Here is a 17,247-nt window from a genome sequence, read left to right on the forward strand (position 1 = left end):
TCTCCTTGAGAAATCGGATGGACTTTGTTTAGGGGTTCGAGATCAGGAATTTGGCTTCAACCGCGGCCTGGGAATGACCATCGGCTCGTGGGGGAGTGGGTCTGGGGTGACAAGGCAGCGCACACCGTAGACATGTTCGAGCAGCTGCTCAGTGACCACCTCACGAGGCGGCCCTTGCCCCACGACGGCTCCGTCTTTCATGACCACCAGATTGGAGGCATAGCGCAGCGCAAGATTGAGATCGTGCAAGACCGCCACCACCGTTCGGCCTTCATTGCACAACTTCTGGCACAGTTCCAAGATGTCGATGTGATGTGCAAGGTCGAGAAAGCTCACCGGCTCATCGAGCAGGATGGTCTCAGTCTGCTGAGCCAACACGAGTGCAAGCCAGACGCGTTGGCGCTGGCCGCCTGAAAGAGCATCTACCTCTCTATCTGCCAAGTCGGCAACACCAGTTTGTGCCATGGCCAGATCTACAGCTTCACGGTCCGCGCTCGACCACTGGCGGAAAAGGCTTTGGTGTGGCGAGCGGCCATGCGCCACCAGTTCACGCACGGTCATCTTCTCTGGCGCCTTGGCATCCTGCGGCAGCAGCCCAAGCCTTCGCGCGAGTTGCCGGGGCGCGGTGGCATAGACTTCCCGCCCATCCAGCACGATGGAGCCTTCGTCAGGCTTGTGTAATCGGGCGATGGCACTGAGCAGCGTTGACTTGCCGCAGGCGTTTGGACCAATGATTGCGGTAAATTCCGCTGCCGGAATCTCCAGCGTCACCGATTCAGAAATCACGTTCTTGCCATAGGTAGTGCGCACTTCGCTCAGCTTTAGTTTTGTCTTCATCTTGTTTCCTTCCGCAGCAACAGACCGAAAAAGTAAAACCCGCCTACTGCAGCAGTGATGACTCCCACGGGTAGTTCGGAAGCCCAGACCTGCCCCATGACATCGGCGCCTAGGAGCAACGTTGATCCGACGGCAGCCGCCGGAACAACTGGGGTGTTACAACCGGTAAGCTGTTTCGAAATATGAGGAGCTAGTAACGCAATGAACGCGATGGGGCCCGCGGTTGTAGTCGCGATGGCGACCATGAGCGTTGCCAAGATAACCAACCAAGCGCGTTCCGTGTTAACGCGCATACCGAGTGTGCTAGCGCGTTGCTCCCCCAGTGCTAAAAGGTGCAGCTGGCGCTGCGCACACAGCAGGAGGAGCATCACCACCCCGCCAGCGGCGAGAGCAACGGTCACTTCCTTCCACTCGACTGCGGTAAGCGTTCCCGTAATAGCACGAGCCGCGCCATAGGCGGCATCGCTATCGGCCTGGAGCAGGAGCCAGCGATTTAAAGAGCCCAGCATCGCCGACAGCGCGATGCCGGCCAAAATCAGGCGCACACCGCCAAAGCCTCCTTTGCTGGACAAAGCAAAGATCACTGCCCCGGCTAGGGTTCCGCCCACCATTGCCGCGAAGGAAGAACCAAGGATGCTGCCGCCAAAGACGAGGACGCTCACCAAGATTCCCGTCTGTGCGCCCATGGAAAACCCGATGATGTCCGGGCTGCCCAAGGGGTTGCGAGTTATCGTTTGGAAAACAACACCCGACATACCCAACAGCGCTCCTACCACGATGCCCGCAAGGATGCGCGGTAGACGCCACTCCACTATCACCAAGCGAGCGCGCTTTTCCCCGCCTCCGCTAAGAACTTCCCACAAGTCCGCAAATCCATAACTAGCGGTACCAACGCGTAAAGCGACAAGGCTCAATGCCAATAGAAGTATGGAACATGCTAAACAAACGCCCCAACTGCGGAAATGGACAATGACCGAGTACTTCCCCGTTCCCACTCGCCACTGACCTTTCGGCAGACCACCTCGCTGTATTAGGTGTGACATGTCAGCTCCGAGTCTTCATTCGAGTTGCCATAAAGAACAAGAAGGGCGCTCCGACAAAGGCAGTAAGGACACCCACTGGGATCTCGGAGGGCCTGGCGATGACGCGGCCCAGGATGTCTGCAGTGAGCATCAAGCACGGTCCGAATACCAAGCACAAGGAGATGGTCCAGGCAAGGTGTGAGCCCATCAGCCATCCCGCCCACAGTGGGACCATGAGCCCCACGAAGCTGATGGGGCCAGCAATCGCAGTTGCGGCAGCACAAAGCAAGGTCAGCCCCACCAAGGCAAGGCCTCGGGTTCGCACCACATCGGTGCCCAAGGCGGCAGCGACGTCGTCGCCAAGCGCCATGTTTGAAAGCTGCGGGAACGTTGCAAAGATGATGACGAGCCCAGCGGCGAGCGGTACCGCAAACCACCACAGGTTGACGTCGTTGCGAGTTAGCGCGCCCACGTCCCAGTAGCGAAACGTTTGAAATGCATCTTCGCGCAACAACAATAGTGCCGAAACGACGCCGCCGGACGCGGCGGAAAAGGCGGCGCCAGCGAGCACCAGCCGCACGGGCGAGGCACCGCCCACTTGCGAGGCACCGCCAACGAAGTACACCAAAGTCGCAGCGCCGGCCGCGCCCACCGCAGCGAGGAGAAATTGCATGTGGGCACTATCAGCGCTACCCAAGCACGCACCCACCACGATGGCGAGCGAAGCCCCAGAGTTGACGCCCAGTAAGCCTGGGTCTGCCATCGGGTTCCTAGTAATCACCTGCATTACTGCACCTGCGACTGCAAGGGCTACTCCCACGAGCACGCCCACCACCGTCCGCTGCAGACGCAACCCATTGACGTTGTAGCTTTCACCGGAGCCATCAGGATGAAGGAGCAAGTGCCACACGTTGGCTAGCGGAATGTGGGATGAACCGATAGCTAAAGAAGCAAAACACAACAAGGCAAGAATTGCGCAGGTCAGCACTAAGACGGCAATACGCCGAACTGTGAGCACGAGGCAAACCTCCCACCGAACTAAAGTAACCCATTATTTATTTAGGTGATGCTATACTAACTCGTTATGTTATCCGAAATTAGCCTTCTTAGTGCAGCTCAGCGCATTGATTTCGATTGGGACGAAGTTAATCCCGAAAAGGTCTATGCGCGTTACCAGGTGCTTTCGCACACCGATGACCAAGCGGTTGTACTCATCGCTTCGCCTCACGACGCTTACGTTTTCTTCGACACAATCACTCACGTCCATCGCGAAGACCTCGAGCATTTCCGGCTACGGCCTTACCGCGACTGGTTCGTCGGCGCTTTCGCGCTACCGCGCGGTCTCGTAATGAGTGCCGGGCTAATTCCTGCAGGCAAGCCAATTTCAACCGAACGGGAGCAATGGATTAAACACATTGAAACTGCCACAGCACTCGACCAAGAATCCGAGAGGGTGGGAAACCTTACTTGCCTGCGCGTGCCAGCGTCTGGTGAAGTTCCGGCCGCGCCTTATCCCGTTCGCAAGCCCCAACACCACACGCTTTTCGATATTGCCGCCCCCGACGGCCACCGCTTTAGTGTGGAGGCCTGGGCTGATATCACCGGCGGCCCTTCGCTTCTGTTGCTCACAGATGGCAACAGGTACGTAAACTCCTACCCGTTCGCGCCGCAGTGCAGCACCGCATATTTCAGCACCACGAATGCGCAAGACCGCGGCACCTTGCTGTGCAACGCGGCGGTGCTTGAGCCTTTTCTCGCCGATCAGTTGCTTCCCTGGCTGCATGGTCTCGGGGTAAATATGCGACCTGCGGACACCGCCATCGCCGGTGCTTCCTTCGGCGGGCTCGCCGCCGCTCGCACCGTGCGCAGGCGTCCGGACCTGGTAGAAAATGCCATCGTGCAGTCGGCGTCCTTTTGGTTTGATCCAGAAGAACTTGCGGCTTGGCAAAAGCCGCTTGCCGGGCCACCGCGGCGAATCTTCCATGAGATTGGCACCCTAGAGACCGCATTGAGTTCCAGCACCCCCACGAAAAAGGATTCCATGGGCAGTGTCAATCAAGAGTTCGCGCGTTGCTTGCAGTCACCTCACCAGGTATCGCGCCAATTCGTCGGCGGCCACGATTATGCCCCATGGCGCGAAGGCGTCATCGCGGGCATACAGCATTTGAAGTTGCGCTAAAACGGCGAAACCGCCGTCCCCCATTCTCCCTGGTTTGCTGCACCTCTAAGGTACCGCGGAAGAAAAAGGACGGCGGTAACGCTTTGCGCGTGTTAGTCGCGCCAACTGCCACGGCGGTCATCACGGTCACGGTAGCCACCACGGCCACCCCGTCCGCCACGGTCGTCACGGCGCCCACGGCCTCCGCGACGATCATCGCGGTAGCCACCACGGCCGCCGCGTCCGCCACGGTCATCGCCATCGCGGCGCGGCGGGCGGCCGGTGTCCTTGGCGATGTTAATCAGCTGGCCGGAGATGCGTGTGTCCTTCAGACGGTCCAGCACTGCGCGGTCAAGGTTCTTCGGCAGGTCGACCAGAGTGTGGCCCACTGCAATGGTGATGCGGCCGAAGTCCTTGGAGGACAAGCCACCCTCGTTGGCCAGCGCACCGACGATGGCGCCTGGGCGCACGTTCTGGCGCTTGCCGACGTCCAGGCGGTAGGTCTCAAAGTCACCGTCCGGGCGGCGCGGGCCACGGTCACGATCACGGTCGCGGAAGCCGCCACGTCCACCGCGGTCACCACGGTCGCGGCGATCCCCACGGTCAAAGCGGTCGCGGTCGCGGCGGTCGCGCTTCGGCGCTGGCTGCTCCTTGAGCAGGAAGTCCTTGCCGCCCTGCAGCTGGACTGCAAGCGCTGCGGCGATGTCATCCATGGCAACGTTGTTCGCTGCAGAGTACTCGCGAACCATGTCGCGGAAGAACTCGAACTGCTTCTCGCCCAGGGACTCGCCGATCTTGGCCAGGAACTTTTCCTTGCGCTTCTCGTTGACCTCGTCAGCGGAAGGCAGGTCCATTTCCTCGAGGCGGGCGTTGGTCACGCGCTCGATGGAGCGCAGCATGCGGCGCTCACGCGGGGTGACGAACAGGATCGCCTCACCGGTACGGCCTGCACGGCCGGTACGGCCAATGCGGTGCACGTAGGACTCGGTGTCGTTCGGGATGTCGTAGTTGACCACGTGGGTGATGCGCTCAACGTCCAGGCCACGAGCGGCGACGTCGGTAGCCACGAGGATGTCCAAGCGGCCATCCTTGAGCTGGTCAACGGTGCGCTCACGCTGCTGCTGGGCGATGTCGCCGTTAATTGCAGCCGCGTTATAGCCAGCGTCGCGCAAATTGTCAGCGACCTCTTCGGTCTCGTGCTTCGTACGGCAGAAGACGATGATGGCGTCGTACTCGATGACCTCGAGGATGCGGGTGAAGGCATCCATCTTCTGACGGTGTGGGGTCAAAAGGTAACGCTGCGTGATGTTGTCATTGGTGCGGCGCTCAGTCTTGACCGTTACCTCGGCCGGATTGTTGAGGTACTGCTTGGACAGGCGGCGAATGGAGTTCGGCATCGTTGCCGAGAACAGCGCGACCTGCTTTTCTTCCGGGGTGTCTTCCAGGATGCGCTCAACGTCTTCCTGGAAGCCCATGTTCAGCATCTCGTCTGCCTCGTCGAGGACCAGGAAGCGCAGCTGGGAAATATCCAGGGAGCCCTTCTCCAGGTGGTCGATGACGCGGCCTGGGGTGCCGACGATGATCTGGGCGCCACGGCGCAGACCAGAAAGCTGAATGCCGTATGCCTGACCACCGTAGATTGGCAGCACCTCGATGCGGCCCAGGTGATCAGCAAAGGACTGGAAAGAGTCCGCAACCTGCAGGGCAAGTTCACGCGTTGGGGCGAGAACCAGTGCCTGTGGGTGGCGTACTTCTGGGTCGACCTGGGATAGAACCGGCAGCGCGAAAGCTGCGGTCTTTCCGGTACCCGTCTGGGCGAGGCCCACGACGTCGCGGCCTTCCATCAGGATCGGGATGGTTTGTTCCTGGATTGGGGATGGCTGGGTAAAGCCGACCTTCGCAACGGCGTGCTGAACATCGTCAGGCAGGCCGAGAGTTGCAAACCCCTGGGAATTGTCGTTGGCTGAAGTATTTTCAGCGCCGGTGTCCTCAGGGTTATTCGCAGCCCCGGTGGTTTCAACGTCACCTTGCGAGATTTCCTGAGATTCCGACTTATTGATTTCTTCCGGCTCGTTCACGCCGCCGGTGGCGTTATCGGTAATGCTCATTGCTTGCTCCACAGTACGTTATACAAACCCCCTACCGCCATCGATCGAGCTAAAAGCGCTTTAAAGGTGCCAACAAACACACCATCTATCCCATTACCTAACGGTCACACCCGCCCAATTTCATAGTCAACCTTCCCCCGCATTTGCGTACAATCACGCCCATGACCATCCCCGCTCGTCTCTTTCCGCGCCACGTGCGCCACAGCACGCTGGCTGCGCTGGCAACCACCGCCCTAGCGCTCAGCCTTGGCGCCTGCGACACAGCAAAAGAAGAGACAGGCAAGGACGAGCAGACTAGCGACGCCCTGCACTACGTCGCGTTGGGCGACTCTTATGCCTCGATGGGCACCCGCGGCGCCCCACACACCGGGCCAGGATGGTGTGCACGGGCGAGCGACAACTATCCGTCACAGTTACAGCAGATGAAGGGGCTCGCGCTTGACGACGTCACGTGCCAAGGCGCCCTAACCGACCACGTCCTGGGGCCACGTGCGGACCTTCCACCGCAGTTGGACGCCGTGGACACCACGACCGACATCATCACCTTGTCCATCGGCGGCAATGACGCCGGCTTCGGCGTACTGACAAGCTGCGCTATGAACACCAACGATCTGAATTGCGCCGAACTCCACGGCGGGGAGATCGACCAAGCCCTGGCGGCACTGCCTGCCAAGCTAGACGACGTCTACGCCGGCATCCACCGCAAGGCCCCACAGGCCAAGATTTTCGCGACCGCCTATATGCCACTTCTTGCACCGACGGATAACGAAAGCAATTGCCCCGCGATTGAAAAAGTCAGCGACGTCGACCGTCTTTGGCTGATGCAAAAGATTTCGCAGATCAACTTGGAAGTCGAGCAAGCAGCCCACCGCGCCGGCGCGCAGTTCGTCGTGCCACCGGGCACCGAACTGCACACCGGCTGCGCCCCCGTTGCGGAGCGCTGGGTCGACCTCGCGGGGACTGAAAATGGGGCCTACCCTATGCATCCCACCCACGAAGGGCAGTTAGCGATGGCACATGCCATCGCTGAGCACCTTTAGAACGCAGGTTTTCCTGCGACAAACGTACGCCACGTCATGGGCATACCCGGGCGATAAGCCAAGTGAATGGCGCTCGGTGCATCGAGCACATGAAGATCGGCCGCAGCACCTTCAACAATCGTGCCCTTTGCCGGGCGCCCCTGCGCATCTAGGCCTCCACCAACATCGTGCCTGCGAAGAGCTTTAGCGCCACCAAACGTCGCTGCTCGGACGGCCTCGTCTAGAGATAGACGCTGCTGCAGCACCGCCGTAGTAACGCAAAAGTTCATCGAGGAGGTATAAGACGTTCCCGGATTCAGATTAGAAGCGATAGCAACGGTGGCGCCTGCATCAAGCAGACGACGCCCCGGAGCTAGCGGCTCGCGAGTGGAAAGATCGCAGGCAGGAAGCATGGTAGCGACGGTCTCGGAGTTGGCTAAAGCCTCAATGTCGGCATCGCTCAAATAGTTAACGTGGTCGACTGAAGCGGCATCCAGCTCAACCGCGAGTTGAACACCGGGCCCCTCACCCAACTGATTACCGTGTACACGCACGCCTAAGCCACGATCCTTGCCAGCGGCAAGAACCCGCCGAGACTGCGTCTCATCAAACGCGCCTCGCTCACAGAACACGTCAATCCAATTCGCATAGTCTGCGACGCCGTCAAGCATCGGTCCTACGACCTCATCCAAGTAGGCATCAGCATCCGCGCCAGGTGGAACAAGGTGCGCGCCGAGAAAAGTGACGTCATCTGCGTACTTGGAGGCTACTCGCGCAGCAAGCACTTCGGATTCGGTGTTGAGGCCGTAGCCAGTTTTTGTCTCGACGGTCGTAGTACCGCCTCGACGGGCCGCTGCAATGCGCTCGACCAGAAGCTGCTCGAGTCGGCTTTCGCCAGCAGAGCGAGTGGCATCCATAGTGACTGCAATGCCGCCTGCTTCATAAGAGCCACCGCTCATGCGGGCCTCGAATTCGGCGGAGCGGTCTCCATCGAAAATCATGTGGGTATGCGAATCGACCCAACCGGGCAAAACTGCTCGCCCACCGCAATCCACGATGTCGTCAGCGGCCGGCGCTTGAGACCGCTGCCCCACCCACGAAACCACACCATCGGTGACGACGATGGCGGCGTCGTCAAGCGTTCCGGCTTCACTAACCGTGTGTAATTCGGAGATTCCAGTAAACAGGGTGCTCATCTAAAGCGTCCTTTCTGGGTTTGACCAACCCGTATGTGGTGCCGTCTGCTAGTCGCGAGCTCGAAATTCCATCGGAATACGTACGCCGCGCTCATCAGCTACTTCCTTCGCGCGAGTGTATCCGGAATCGACGTGGCGGATAACGCCCATGCCCGGGTCGTTGGTGAGGACCGCGCGCAGCTTGGCGGCGGCCAACTCGGTGCCGTCTGCAACGGTAACCTGACCGGCGTGGATGGAACGGCCCATGCCCACGCCGCCGCCGTGGTGAAGGGACACCCAGGTAGCACCGGAAGACACAGCGGTCATGGCGTTAAGCAGTGGCCAGTCAGCCACGGCATCGGTGCCATCGAGCATCGCCTCGGTCTCGCGGTATGGGGAGGCCACGGAGCCGGAGTCCAAGTGGTCGCGGCCGATGACAATAGGAGCCTTGATCTTGCCCTCGCGCACCAGGTCGTTAAAGAGCAGGCCGGCCTTGTGGCGCTCGTTGTAGCCCAGCCAGCAGATACGTGCCGGCAGTCCTTCGAACTCGACGTACTCCTCTGCTGCGTCGAGCCAGTTGTGCAGGTGCTCGTTGTCTGGGAAGAGCTCCTTGAGGGCTTGGTCGGTGACCTTGATGTCCTCTGGGTCACCGGACAGGGCAGCCCAACGGAACGGGCCAAGGCCCTCGCAGAACAGCGGACGAATGTAGGCCGGCACAAAGCCAGGGAACTCGAAGGCACGCTGGTAGCCGGCCTTGCGAGCCTCATCACGAATGGAGTTGCCATAGTCAAAGACCTCTGCGCCCTCATCCTGGAACTCGACCATAGCCTGGACCTGGGCAGCCATGGATTCGCGGGCCTTCTTAGTGAAGGTGGTTGGATCCGCCTTGGCTTCGTTGTGCCAGTCTTCCACGGTGATTTCAGAAGGCAGGTAGGACAACGGATCGTGGGCCGAGGTCTGGTCGGTGACGATGTCGACGGTAAATTCCCCGGCGCGCTGGCGGCGCAGAATCTCCGGGAATACCTCGGCGGCGTTGCCTACCAGGCCTACGGAAAGCGGCTTCTTGTTTTCCTTGGCGTCAAGAACCAGCTTGAGTGCTTCATCTAGGTCGGTGACAACCTCATCGAGGTAACGCTTATGCTGGCGGCGCTTTAGGCGGGTTTCATCAACGTCCACGATGAGGCAGGCGCCACCGTTAAGGGTGACAGACAGCGGCTGTGCGCCACCCATGCCGCCGCAGCCACCGGTCAGGGTGAAAGTGCCGGCCAGGGTGCCGCCAAAACGCTTCTTCGCTACGGCCGCGAAGGTCTCAAAGGTGCCCTGCAGGATGCCCTGGGTAGCGATGTAGATCCAGGAGCCGGCCGTCATTTGGCCGTACATCATGAGGCCCTCGTCCTCGAGCTCACGGAAGTGCTCCCAGTTGGCCCAGTCCCCCACGAGGTTGGAGTTTGCGATGAGCACGCGGGGCGCCCACTCATTGGTCTTCCAGATGCCGACCGGCTTACCAGACTGGACGAGCAGGGTCTCGTCGGACTCGAGATCCTTAAGGGACTCTACGATGGCATCGAAGGCCTCCCAGCTGCGCGCTGCACGGCCGGTGCCGCCGTAGACCACGAGATCCTCGGGGCGCTCGGCTACCTCCGGGTCGAGGTTATTCATGAGCATGCGCAGGGGCGCTTCGGTCTGCCAGGACTTGGCGGACAGTTCGGTTCCGCGTGGTGCGCGTACTTCGCGTGGTTGAGACATGGTGAGGATTCCTTTCGCTTGTGCTTTTCGACGCCCTCCCAAGCCCCCTAGGCCGGTGTCCCGGGGCTGTCCCCGAGGACTTGTTCAGCGTCACATGTCATAAAGTACTGTGACCCAGCCCTGTGTACCATGCCACATTAGCCCTAACTGTCTCGTATATGAGACACAGACGGGACGATCGACGATGCCGTGCATGCGCCGGTTTATCCCCCTCCTTTCCGCGGCCCTCCTCGCCGCTTGATCCACCCACGCGGGCCAGCGGGTTATGGCCGATGCGCTAGGCGCTGCCCTCTAGTCCGGCGCGCGCGGCGTCGTCGGAGCCGGGCACGCGCATCTCGAATTTTTCTGTGACCACGGTGTAGTCAAAGTAGCCCATGCGCGCGATGGGCTTAATCTTGAGGATGTCAAGCTTGCCTTCCTCATCGATGACAGATTCATCGATATGGATGGTTTTTACATCCGCCACCACGAGGTCGATGCTGCCCACCTTGGAATTACCAGGCACGCGCAGCGTGGTCTTGTACTGGCACTCGAACTTCACCGGCGATTCTTTCACCATGGGAATGCGGTAATTGTCCGCGTATTCCTTGGTTACGGAAAGGCGGTCCCACTCGCTGTCGCCATAGTCGAGCACCTGGGCGGATTTATTGACTTCCTCGCGTAGATCATAGGTGGCCATATTCCACACGAACCAGCCGGTCTCCTCCGCGTTAAGCACCGTGTCCTTGCGGCGACCATCCGGGTACTGGTTGGCCGAAAACATCACCATGGGTAGATCGAAGGTGAGGTTTTGCCACTGACTATAGGGCGCGATGTTTTCGCGGCCCTCACCATCCACACTGGAAAGCCATCCAATGGGGCGCGGTACCGTGCTGGCTTTAAAAGGGGAAAACGGCAAGGGGTTGGGCTCAGATTGCGGGCGCCAAGAGATGGTCGACATATTAACCACGCAGCTTTCCGGTAGCATTCTCGACGGCTTCGACAAGCGCGCCCTCCTTGACTAGGCGCACGGTCTCCTCGATTTCCGGAGAGAGGTAACGGTCCACACCTGGCCCCTTGACGGTTTCGCGCAGCTTGGCGATCACCGCGCCGGTGCCCTTAGCCGGGGCACCCTCGCGCATGTCGATGGCGCGGGCGGCGGTGAGGATCTCAACGGCCAGCACGCGCTGCAGGCCATCGACGGCCTTGCGCAGCTTGCGGGCGGCGGACCACCCCATGGAGACATGGTCTTCCTGCATGGCCGAAGACGGAATGGAATCGGCCGAGGAGGGGTTGGCGAGGCGCTTCATCTCACTGACGATGCCAGCCTGGGCGTACTGCGCGATCATGTGGCCGGAGTCGACACCGGGGTCGTCGGCAAGAAATGCGTTCAGCCCGCGGTTGCGTGCCGGGTCCAGGAAGCGGTCGGTACGGCGCTCGGAAATCGAGGCCAAATCCGCGGTGACAATTGCCAGGAAGTCGAGCGCATAGGCCACCGGCGCGCCGTGGAAGTTGCCATTGGAGACCACGCGGCCATCCTTGGTCACCACCGGATTATCCACCGCGGCAGCCAGCTCGCGTTCAGCCACCTGGGCAGTGTGGGTCAACGTATCGCGGAAACCGCCGGCGACCTGCGGGGCGCAGCGCACGGAGTAGGCATCCTGTACCTGATTCTTCTTGAACTCCTCGAGCGCGGCTTCCAAGATCTGTGACCCCTCGGCCACCTGGAGGATATTGGCCGCGGCATCGGCCTGGCCCGGATGTGGGCGCAACTGCTGCAGGTCATCTGCAAAGACAACGAGGGTACCCAGCAGGCCCTCCACGGTCATGGCGGTGGCAATATCGGCGGTCTTTGCGGCCGCGCGCAGGTCAGTAATGGCCAGGCAGAGCTGGCCGAGCATGCCATCGGTGCCGTTGATGAGCGCTAGGCCTTCCTTCTCGCGCAGCTGCAGCGGCTCGATGCCAGCTGCGGCCAAGGCTTCGCCCGCATCCTGCAGCTCGCCGTTCACGCGTACCTCGCCTTCTCCCAACAGGGCCAGCGCACAGTGAGCAAGCGGCGCCAAATCTCCGGAGCAGCCCAGCGAGCCATACTCGCGCACCACCGGCACAATGCCGGCATTGAGGGCCTTGGCATACGTTTCCACCACTACGGGGCGCACGCCGGTGCGGCCGGTGCACAGGGTGGACAGGCGCAGCAGCATCAGTGCGCGGATGACTTCTTCTTCTACTTCCGGGCCGGTGCCCGCAGCATGCGAACGTACTAGGGAAAGCTGCAGCTGGGCGCGCATCTCTTCTGGGATATGGCGGCGAGCGAGCGCGCCAAAGCCGGTGGAAATGCCATAGACCGGGGTGGGATCCTGTGCTAGTTCTTCCACGCGCTCGCGGGTAGCGGCCACCTCTTCTAGCGCTTCGGGAGCAATCTCCACCTGCGCGCCATAGCGGGCAACGGCAACGACATCCTCGATGCTCAGCGCGCCGACATTTACGGTCACGGTGGTTGGGTAGGCGTTAGGCATGGCAAAAACTCCTTTAAAAAAGGGATCAATAATTTCAATGTGTCGCGCGACAGCCCAACGCGATGAATGTATGCTACATCACTTTTTGTGATTGCGGTACATTTTGGCCGCCATCTTGTCCGATACTTCCAGCAAAGCTCGAACGGCGGCGTCTACCTTCGTATCCGGCGTCCCTACCGGATACGTCACCGCCACCGCCGCCGCTGGGCGATCCAAATGATCCAGGATGGGTACCGCCACAGAGGCCTGGCCGCGAGTAATTTCTTCAATCTCTTGGTCCCACCCGCGTGCAGCTACCAAACTCAAGCGTTCTTTCAATGCGGTAAAGCCGCTACCTCCCGCAGTATCAAAGGCGGCGCGCACCTCCGCATCAGGCAGATGCGCCAGCATCACACGCCCGGATGCCGTCTTATGTGCTTGCAGGCGCACGCCCACCTCGGTCACCAAGGAGGTAGCCCCGGCTGCACGCACCTCCTGCAGATACAAAATTTCCGATCCAGCCATACGTGACAGATGACCCGATCCGCCCACCAGCACCGCACACTGTTCCAAGTCCCGAGTAGCCATGCGCACCAAGGGTTGCTGCGTCACGTAGGCCGAGGCCATGGAATACGCGGCCAGCCCCAGGCCATACGTCTTATGCTCCGGCAAATGGACTACAAAACCAGCATCAACCATCTCCGCCAGCAGGTGGTACGTAGATGAGCGCGGCAGGTTGAGCTCACCTTGGATGCGGGCAGCAGAAATAGGGACGTCGATGGTGGATAAAAGCTTAAGGATCTCCATCGCGTGACGCGCCGCGGGGACTCTGTTGGTACTCACGCTTAGTGATTGTAGGCAGAGTTTCCTGCCACATGCCGCGGTTTTACCTAACATCGAAAACCATGAACACTGAAACAGCTGAACTTTTCACCCCCGCCCCCGAATGGTCCGGCCGCTCCGATGGCCCGGGACCAGAGCATGCTCGCTGGCATAGCGTTATCAACCAGTCCGCCACTTCCCCAGCCCCAGTGGCTCTCTTGGGTTTTGCTTCCGACGAGGGCGTGCTGCGTAATGGCGGGCGCCAGGGTGCAGCCGCAGGCCCGGCTGCGCTGCGTTCCGCGCTCGGCTCCTTGGCGGTGCACCATGAGCATGCGCTTGCCGACGCCGGCACGATCACCACCCAGGCCGATGACCTCAAGGGCGCCCACGACGCCCTTTCCGATAAGGTGCAAGAACTCGTTGCGGCCGGCAGCCTACCCATCATCCTGGGCGGCGGGCACGAGACTGCCTTTGGCTCTCACCGCGGCCTGTATCGCGCGGTAGGCGCCACCAAGATCATCAATCTGGACGCCCACTTCGATCTACGCCGCGCGGACCAGGCCACCTCCGGCACCCCGTTCAAGCAGATTTCGGAGCTTAGCGATGACTTTGATTACACCGTGCTGGGCATCTCCCGCCCCAATAACACCAAGGTGCTTTTCGACGAAGCCGAATCGCTCGGTGTAGCCGTCACCCTGGACGAAGAGCTAACCAACCTCACCCCGGCCGAGTGCGGCGAACTTGCAGCCCGTGCCACCGAGGGCAAGGACAAGGTTCATTTGTCCATCGACCTCGATGTCCTGCCGGCTTCTACCGCGCCGGGCGTATCCGCCCCGGCATCTCTGGGCGTGAGCTATGAGCGTATCCGCGCCATGGCCGTAGCAATTGCACGGACGGGCAAGCTGGCTCTGGTGGACGTCGTCGAGCTCAATCCCACCTTTGACATAGATAACCGCACCGCCAAAGCGGCGGCGCGGCTTATCGATGACATCGTCACGGCCCACCTCACCAGCTAAACGCCAACGGCGTTGGGGTTTACCCGGGCCGTGCAGTTTAGCGGGTAGCTTTCTTACTCATCCAACGTTGGACTCCCCACCACATAGCGGGAGTAAATGCCACTGCTATGAGCCAGTAGACAAGCCAGAAGCTACCCGCTAAGCCAGTCACCACAATGCCTATGAGCAGCAAAAGCGCTGCGCCAGCACTCGCAACCACACACTTTGTGAAACTGCGCCTGTCCGCATGAGCACTTTCTCGGGGTGCAACTCCAGAAACCTTCCGGTCTACGAATCCAATAATGTCTTTGCCAAAGACAACCGAGAAAGAAATATAAAAGGCCGCGAATCCGTGCATGAACTCGGCCCTACCGCCTTGGCTCAGACTCACGTAGAAAAATACTAAGAGCAGCAGGTCGATAATTGGGGTCGCGGCCATAAGTATCAAGCCAAGTTTGCGCAGATTAAACACGTAACGCAAGAGGCAGCCAGCCGCTAAGCAAAGCCAAAAAGCTACCTCAGCTGCGATAGTGGCTATAACCATCATTTCCCTCCAGCGATATAGATCCTCTTACCCGTGTTGGGTTCAACTTATCAAAAAAGCAGGTGGGCAATCGGCGTGGCGATGAGAATGGTCAGCGCTACGCGCTCAAACCAAATGATGACCAAGTGGGTCAGCTTCACTGGGATCTTGGTAGCCAGGATGCACGGCACCAATGCGGAGAAGAAAATAATGGCGGAGACTGCCACCACGCCGATGACGAACTTGAGCACCATGCTGTCGCTGCCTGCCACTGCCGTGGCGGGCAGGAACATCTCCGCAATACCCATGGCCGCGCCCTTGCCCGCTTGTACCGGCTCCGGCAACTGCACTACCCACGCAAATGGGTAAAACAGGTAGCCAATCCACTCGAAGATGGGCGTAAAGCGCGCAAGCAGCAGGCCAATAAGACCCACCGACATGATGGAGGGCACGATTGCCGCCGCCATGCGCACACCATCGCGCAGGTTCTCCCAAATGGATTCCCACAAAGACGGTGCCCGCTGCAGCGCCAGCATCGCCTCGCGCCACGCGTTTTTGATGCGCGAGCCTTCTACCGGCTTTTCCGGATCTGGATGCGCGTCCGCAAAATACTCGTCTGGAATGGTGCGCAGCGGCGGAATCCGCACGGTAATGGCAGTAACCACAAAGGTCACGATGAGCGTGACAATGAAGTATGTGCCCCATACCTTCATCAAGTCGAGCTGCTTGGCCACGATGACCATGAAGGCCGCAGAGACCGTCGAAAAGCCGGTGGCAATAATCGCTGCCTCACGTCCGGTGTATCCGCCCTTTTGGTAGACGCGGTCCGTGACCAAAATTCCCAGTGAATATGAGCCCACGAACGAGGCCACTGCATCAATGGCAGAGCGTCCCGGCGTCTTCCACAACGGCCGCATGATGGGCTGCATGAGCACGCCAACGAACTCCAGCAGGCCAAAGCCAATGAGAAACGCTAGGAACGCACCACCAATAGGCACGATGAGGCCTACCGGAGTGGCAATGGAGTTCCACAAGAACGGCACCAAATCCTCGTCACCGAGCACCCACGGCAGCGCGTCGATGACCATAAGAAACGAGATCACTGCACCGACAATATTGAGCACCGCAAAGACTGCCTGCAGCGCACTTTCTTTAAATGCGCCGGTAGTAAAACTTCGCACCGTTCCGTACACGGCCAAGGCAAAAATAATCCACGGCACCGCCGCCGGAATCCCCTCACGCACCATGGTGACCATGTGGTCCAAAGGAATGGAGCGCTTATCCTGATACGTCACCGGTAGGAAGAATACGAATGCGCCAATCGCGCTATATAAAAAGAGTTTCCACCGTCCCCCAGGCTGCGGAATTTCCCCGTCATGACTCTGGTGGGAGGAATAAACCGATTCGGTAGAAGTCACAGTAAAACCGTCCCCTCAAGCTTGCATACAAAATTCAAGCCCGCGTGACAGCCTTTACGCGAACATTAGGGCCATGTTATCTAAGTAACAGCTCACTGTCTACACGTTTTCGAGATCCAAGGCACAATAGAGTCATGTCCAACCCCATTCGCGTTGTGGGCGCCGTCTTTTATGATGGCCAGCGCTTCCTCGCCTGCCGAAAGATACCGGGCAAGCTCTAGCTCGAGAAATCCGCGAGGAACTCAACCTCATCGCCGAGGTCGGCCAGAAAGTGACGACGACAACCTAGGAATACGATTTTGCAAGTATTGAGCTAACCACTTTTTACTGCACGCTTGAGGACTTCCTCAAGGAGATGGGGATCACTCAGCATAAACTCGGGGCTAAGTAGCAGAAAGTGTGTCTGAATCTCGGGGTTGACGCAGGCCAGGTGATGTAAACCGTGGGTTTATTTCGCCGAAGACGTAATAAACCCAGATGGTCCGCGAAATACCAGCTTCAATACAAACCTGTGCTAGTCGGCGATATCTGATTGTTGGATGCCAAAGAACCATCCACGATGCCCGGTGTGTTCATCAAAAATGAAACGCAACGGCACAACCTCAAAAGGAACCACTCGTTGGCGCTGCACTACCTGCGGAGCATCCAGCACCAACACCCGACCAGATCGTGCCTATGCTGCGAATTTCAACGTCTTCATAAACCATGTCACCGGCAAGCTATCGATGACTGAATGCGCTAAACAGCACGGAGTATCACGATGGACACTGAACCGACGATTCGACACTTTCTGGTACATCCAAATCCCTGACCACCTGGATCGCTACCGCATCCACGATCAAATCTTCATCGACGGCACCCACACCGGAGCAGGGCTACTGCTTATCGCCTGCACAGACACCCACGTCATCAACTGGGGACCTGACCCCTTTTTGGTGGACACCTGATAT

Annotated in this window: 13 protein-coding genes and 2 pseudogenes; 5 read left to right on the forward strand and 10 right to left on the reverse strand. The window is 59.5% G+C overall.

The window, feature by feature from the left end:
* Positions 1-42: 42 nt before the first annotated feature.
* Genes HMPREF2692_RS04645 through HMPREF2692_RS04655 form a run of 3 tightly spaced genes read right to left on the reverse strand, consistent with a single transcriptional unit; the run spans position 43 to position 2,877 of the window.
* Positions 43-837: an ABC transporter ATP-binding protein gene (locus tag HMPREF2692_RS04645; protein WP_070822925.1), complete on the reverse strand. Its 795-nt coding sequence runs from the start codon at positions 835-837 to the stop codon at positions 43-45.
* A complete protein-coding gene (locus HMPREF2692_RS04650) occupies positions 834-1,880 on the reverse strand; it encodes a FecCD family ABC transporter permease (protein ID WP_062035398.1) in 1,047 nt (348 codons plus the stop codon). The genes HMPREF2692_RS04645 and HMPREF2692_RS04650 overlap by 4 nt, the downstream gene beginning before the upstream one ends.
* A 1-nt stretch (position 1,881) precedes the next feature.
* On the reverse strand, positions 1,882-2,877 hold the full coding sequence (locus HMPREF2692_RS04655) for a FecCD family ABC transporter permease (RefSeq protein WP_210385646.1): 996 nt from the start codon (positions 2,875-2,877) through the stop codon (positions 1,882-1,884).
* A 66-nt stretch (positions 2,878-2,943) separates the two neighbouring features.
* Between HMPREF2692_RS04655 and HMPREF2692_RS04660 the strand changes: the two genes are divergently transcribed.
* Complete coding sequence (locus tag HMPREF2692_RS04660) at positions 2,944-4,038, forward strand: alpha/beta hydrolase (protein WP_070822928.1); 1,095 nt, start codon at positions 2,944-2,946, stop codon at positions 4,036-4,038.
* A 92-nt stretch (positions 4,039-4,130) separates the two neighbouring features.
* Here HMPREF2692_RS04660 and HMPREF2692_RS04665 read toward each other — a convergent pair whose 3' ends face one another.
* On the reverse strand, positions 4,131-6,125 hold the full coding sequence (locus HMPREF2692_RS04665; protein ID WP_070822929.1) for a DEAD/DEAH box helicase: 1,995 nt from the start codon (positions 6,123-6,125) through the stop codon (positions 4,131-4,133).
* Between the two features lie 161 nt (positions 6,126-6,286).
* Here HMPREF2692_RS04665 and HMPREF2692_RS04670 point away from each other — a divergent pair, with 161 nt between their 5' ends.
* Positions 6,287-7,165: an SGNH/GDSL hydrolase family protein gene (locus HMPREF2692_RS04670; RefSeq protein ID WP_070822932.1), complete on the forward strand. Its 879-nt coding sequence runs from the start codon at positions 6,287-6,289 to the stop codon at positions 7,163-7,165.
* Here HMPREF2692_RS04670 and hutI read toward each other — a convergent pair.
* The 5 genes from hutI to HMPREF2692_RS04695 form a co-directional block, all read right to left on the reverse strand.
* Complete coding sequence (gene hutI, locus HMPREF2692_RS04675; protein ID WP_062035408.1) at positions 7,162-8,340, reverse strand: imidazolonepropionase; 1,179 nt, start codon at positions 8,338-8,340, stop codon at positions 7,162-7,164. The genes HMPREF2692_RS04670 and hutI overlap by 4 nt on opposite strands.
* Before the next feature lie 48 nt (positions 8,341-8,388).
* The gene (gene hutU / locus HMPREF2692_RS04680; RefSeq protein ID WP_070518667.1) at positions 8,389-10,065 is read right to left on the reverse strand and encodes a urocanate hydratase; all 1,677 of its coding nucleotides are present in this window, start codon (positions 10,063-10,065) and stop codon (positions 8,389-8,391) included.
* Between the two features lie 277 nt (positions 10,066-10,342).
* On the reverse strand, positions 10,343-11,005 hold the full coding sequence (locus HMPREF2692_RS04685; RefSeq protein ID WP_141744853.1) for a flavin reductase family protein: 663 nt from the start codon (positions 11,003-11,005) through the stop codon (positions 10,343-10,345).
* A gap of 1 nt (position 11,006) precedes the next feature.
* A complete protein-coding gene (gene hutH / locus HMPREF2692_RS04690; protein ID WP_070822935.1) occupies positions 11,007-12,560 on the reverse strand; it encodes a histidine ammonia-lyase in 1,554 nt (517 codons plus the stop codon).
* Between the two features lie 78 nt (positions 12,561-12,638).
* On the reverse strand, positions 12,639-13,346 hold the full coding sequence (locus tag HMPREF2692_RS04695; RefSeq protein WP_070822937.1) for an IclR family transcriptional regulator: 708 nt from the start codon (positions 13,344-13,346) through the stop codon (positions 12,639-12,641).
* A 98-nt stretch (positions 13,347-13,444) separates the two neighbouring features.
* Here HMPREF2692_RS04695 and hutG point away from each other — a divergent pair, with 98 nt between their 5' ends.
* Positions 13,445-14,377 carry a formimidoylglutamase gene (hutG, locus tag HMPREF2692_RS04700; RefSeq protein ID WP_070822940.1) on the forward strand — a complete coding sequence of 311 codons (933 nt, stop codon included), beginning with the start codon at positions 13,445-13,447 and terminating at the stop codon, positions 14,375-14,377.
* A gap of 573 nt (positions 14,378-14,950) precedes the next feature.
* Here hutG and HMPREF2692_RS04710 read toward each other — a convergent pair.
* Positions 14,951-16,297 carry a YjiH family protein gene (locus HMPREF2692_RS04710; RefSeq protein WP_070822942.1) on the reverse strand — a complete coding sequence of 449 codons (1,347 nt, stop codon included), beginning with the start codon at positions 16,295-16,297 and terminating at the stop codon, positions 14,951-14,953.
* 134 nt (positions 16,298-16,431) lie between these two features.
* Here HMPREF2692_RS04710 and HMPREF2692_RS13535 point away from each other — a divergent pair.
* Together HMPREF2692_RS13535 and HMPREF2692_RS13305 are read left to right on the forward strand one after the other, a co-directional pair.
* Positions 16,432-16,583 (forward strand): annotated as a pseudogene (locus HMPREF2692_RS13535) (hydrolase); the annotation flags it as partial.
* 253 nt (positions 16,584-16,836) lie between these two features.
* Positions 16,837-17,214 (forward strand): annotated as a pseudogene (locus HMPREF2692_RS13305) (IS256 family transposase); the annotation flags it as partial.
* Positions 17,215-17,247: the final 33 nt, after the last annotated feature.

The organism is Corynebacterium sp. HMSC036D03 (genome assembly GCF_001836185.1).
Classification (GTDB): domain Bacteria; phylum Actinomycetota; class Actinomycetes; order Mycobacteriales; family Mycobacteriaceae; genus Corynebacterium; species Corynebacterium simulans.

Coding starts and splice junctions, on each gene's coding strand:
- HMPREF2692_RS04645 (WP_070822925.1), bottom strand. CDS start 837: ATGAAGACAAAACTAAAGCTGAGCGAAGTGCGCACTACCTATGGCAAG.
- HMPREF2692_RS04650 (WP_062035398.1), bottom strand. CDS start 1,880: ATGTCACACCTAATACAGCGAGGTGGTCTGCCGAAAGGTCAGTGGCGA.
- HMPREF2692_RS04660 (WP_070822928.1), top strand. CDS start 2,944: ATGTTATCCGAAATTAGCCTTCTTAGTGCAGCTCAGCGCATTGATTTC.
- HMPREF2692_RS04665 (WP_070822929.1), bottom strand. CDS start 6,125: ATGAGCATTACCGATAACGCCACCGGCGGCGTGAACGAGCCGGAAGAA.
- HMPREF2692_RS04670 (WP_070822932.1), top strand. CDS start 6,287: ATGACCATCCCCGCTCGTCTCTTTCCGCGCCACGTGCGCCACAGCACG.
- hutI (WP_062035408.1), bottom strand. CDS start 8,340: ATGAGCACCCTGTTTACTGGAATCTCCGAATTACACACGGTTAGTGAA.
- hutU (WP_070518667.1), bottom strand. CDS start 10,065: ATGTCTCAACCACGCGAAGTACGCGCACCACGCGGAACCGAACTGTCC.
- HMPREF2692_RS04685 (WP_141744853.1), bottom strand. CDS start 11,005: ATGTCGACCATCTCTTGGCGCCCGCAATCTGAGCCCAACCCCTTGCCG.
- hutH (WP_070822935.1), bottom strand. CDS start 12,560: ATGCCTAACGCCTACCCAACCACCGTGACCGTAAATGTCGGCGCGCTG.
- HMPREF2692_RS04695 (WP_070822937.1), bottom strand. CDS start 13,346: ATGGAGATCCTTAAGCTTTTATCCACCATCGACGTCCCTATTTCTGCT.
- hutG (WP_070822940.1), top strand. CDS start 13,445: ATGAACACTGAAACAGCTGAACTTTTCACCCCCGCCCCCGAATGGTCC.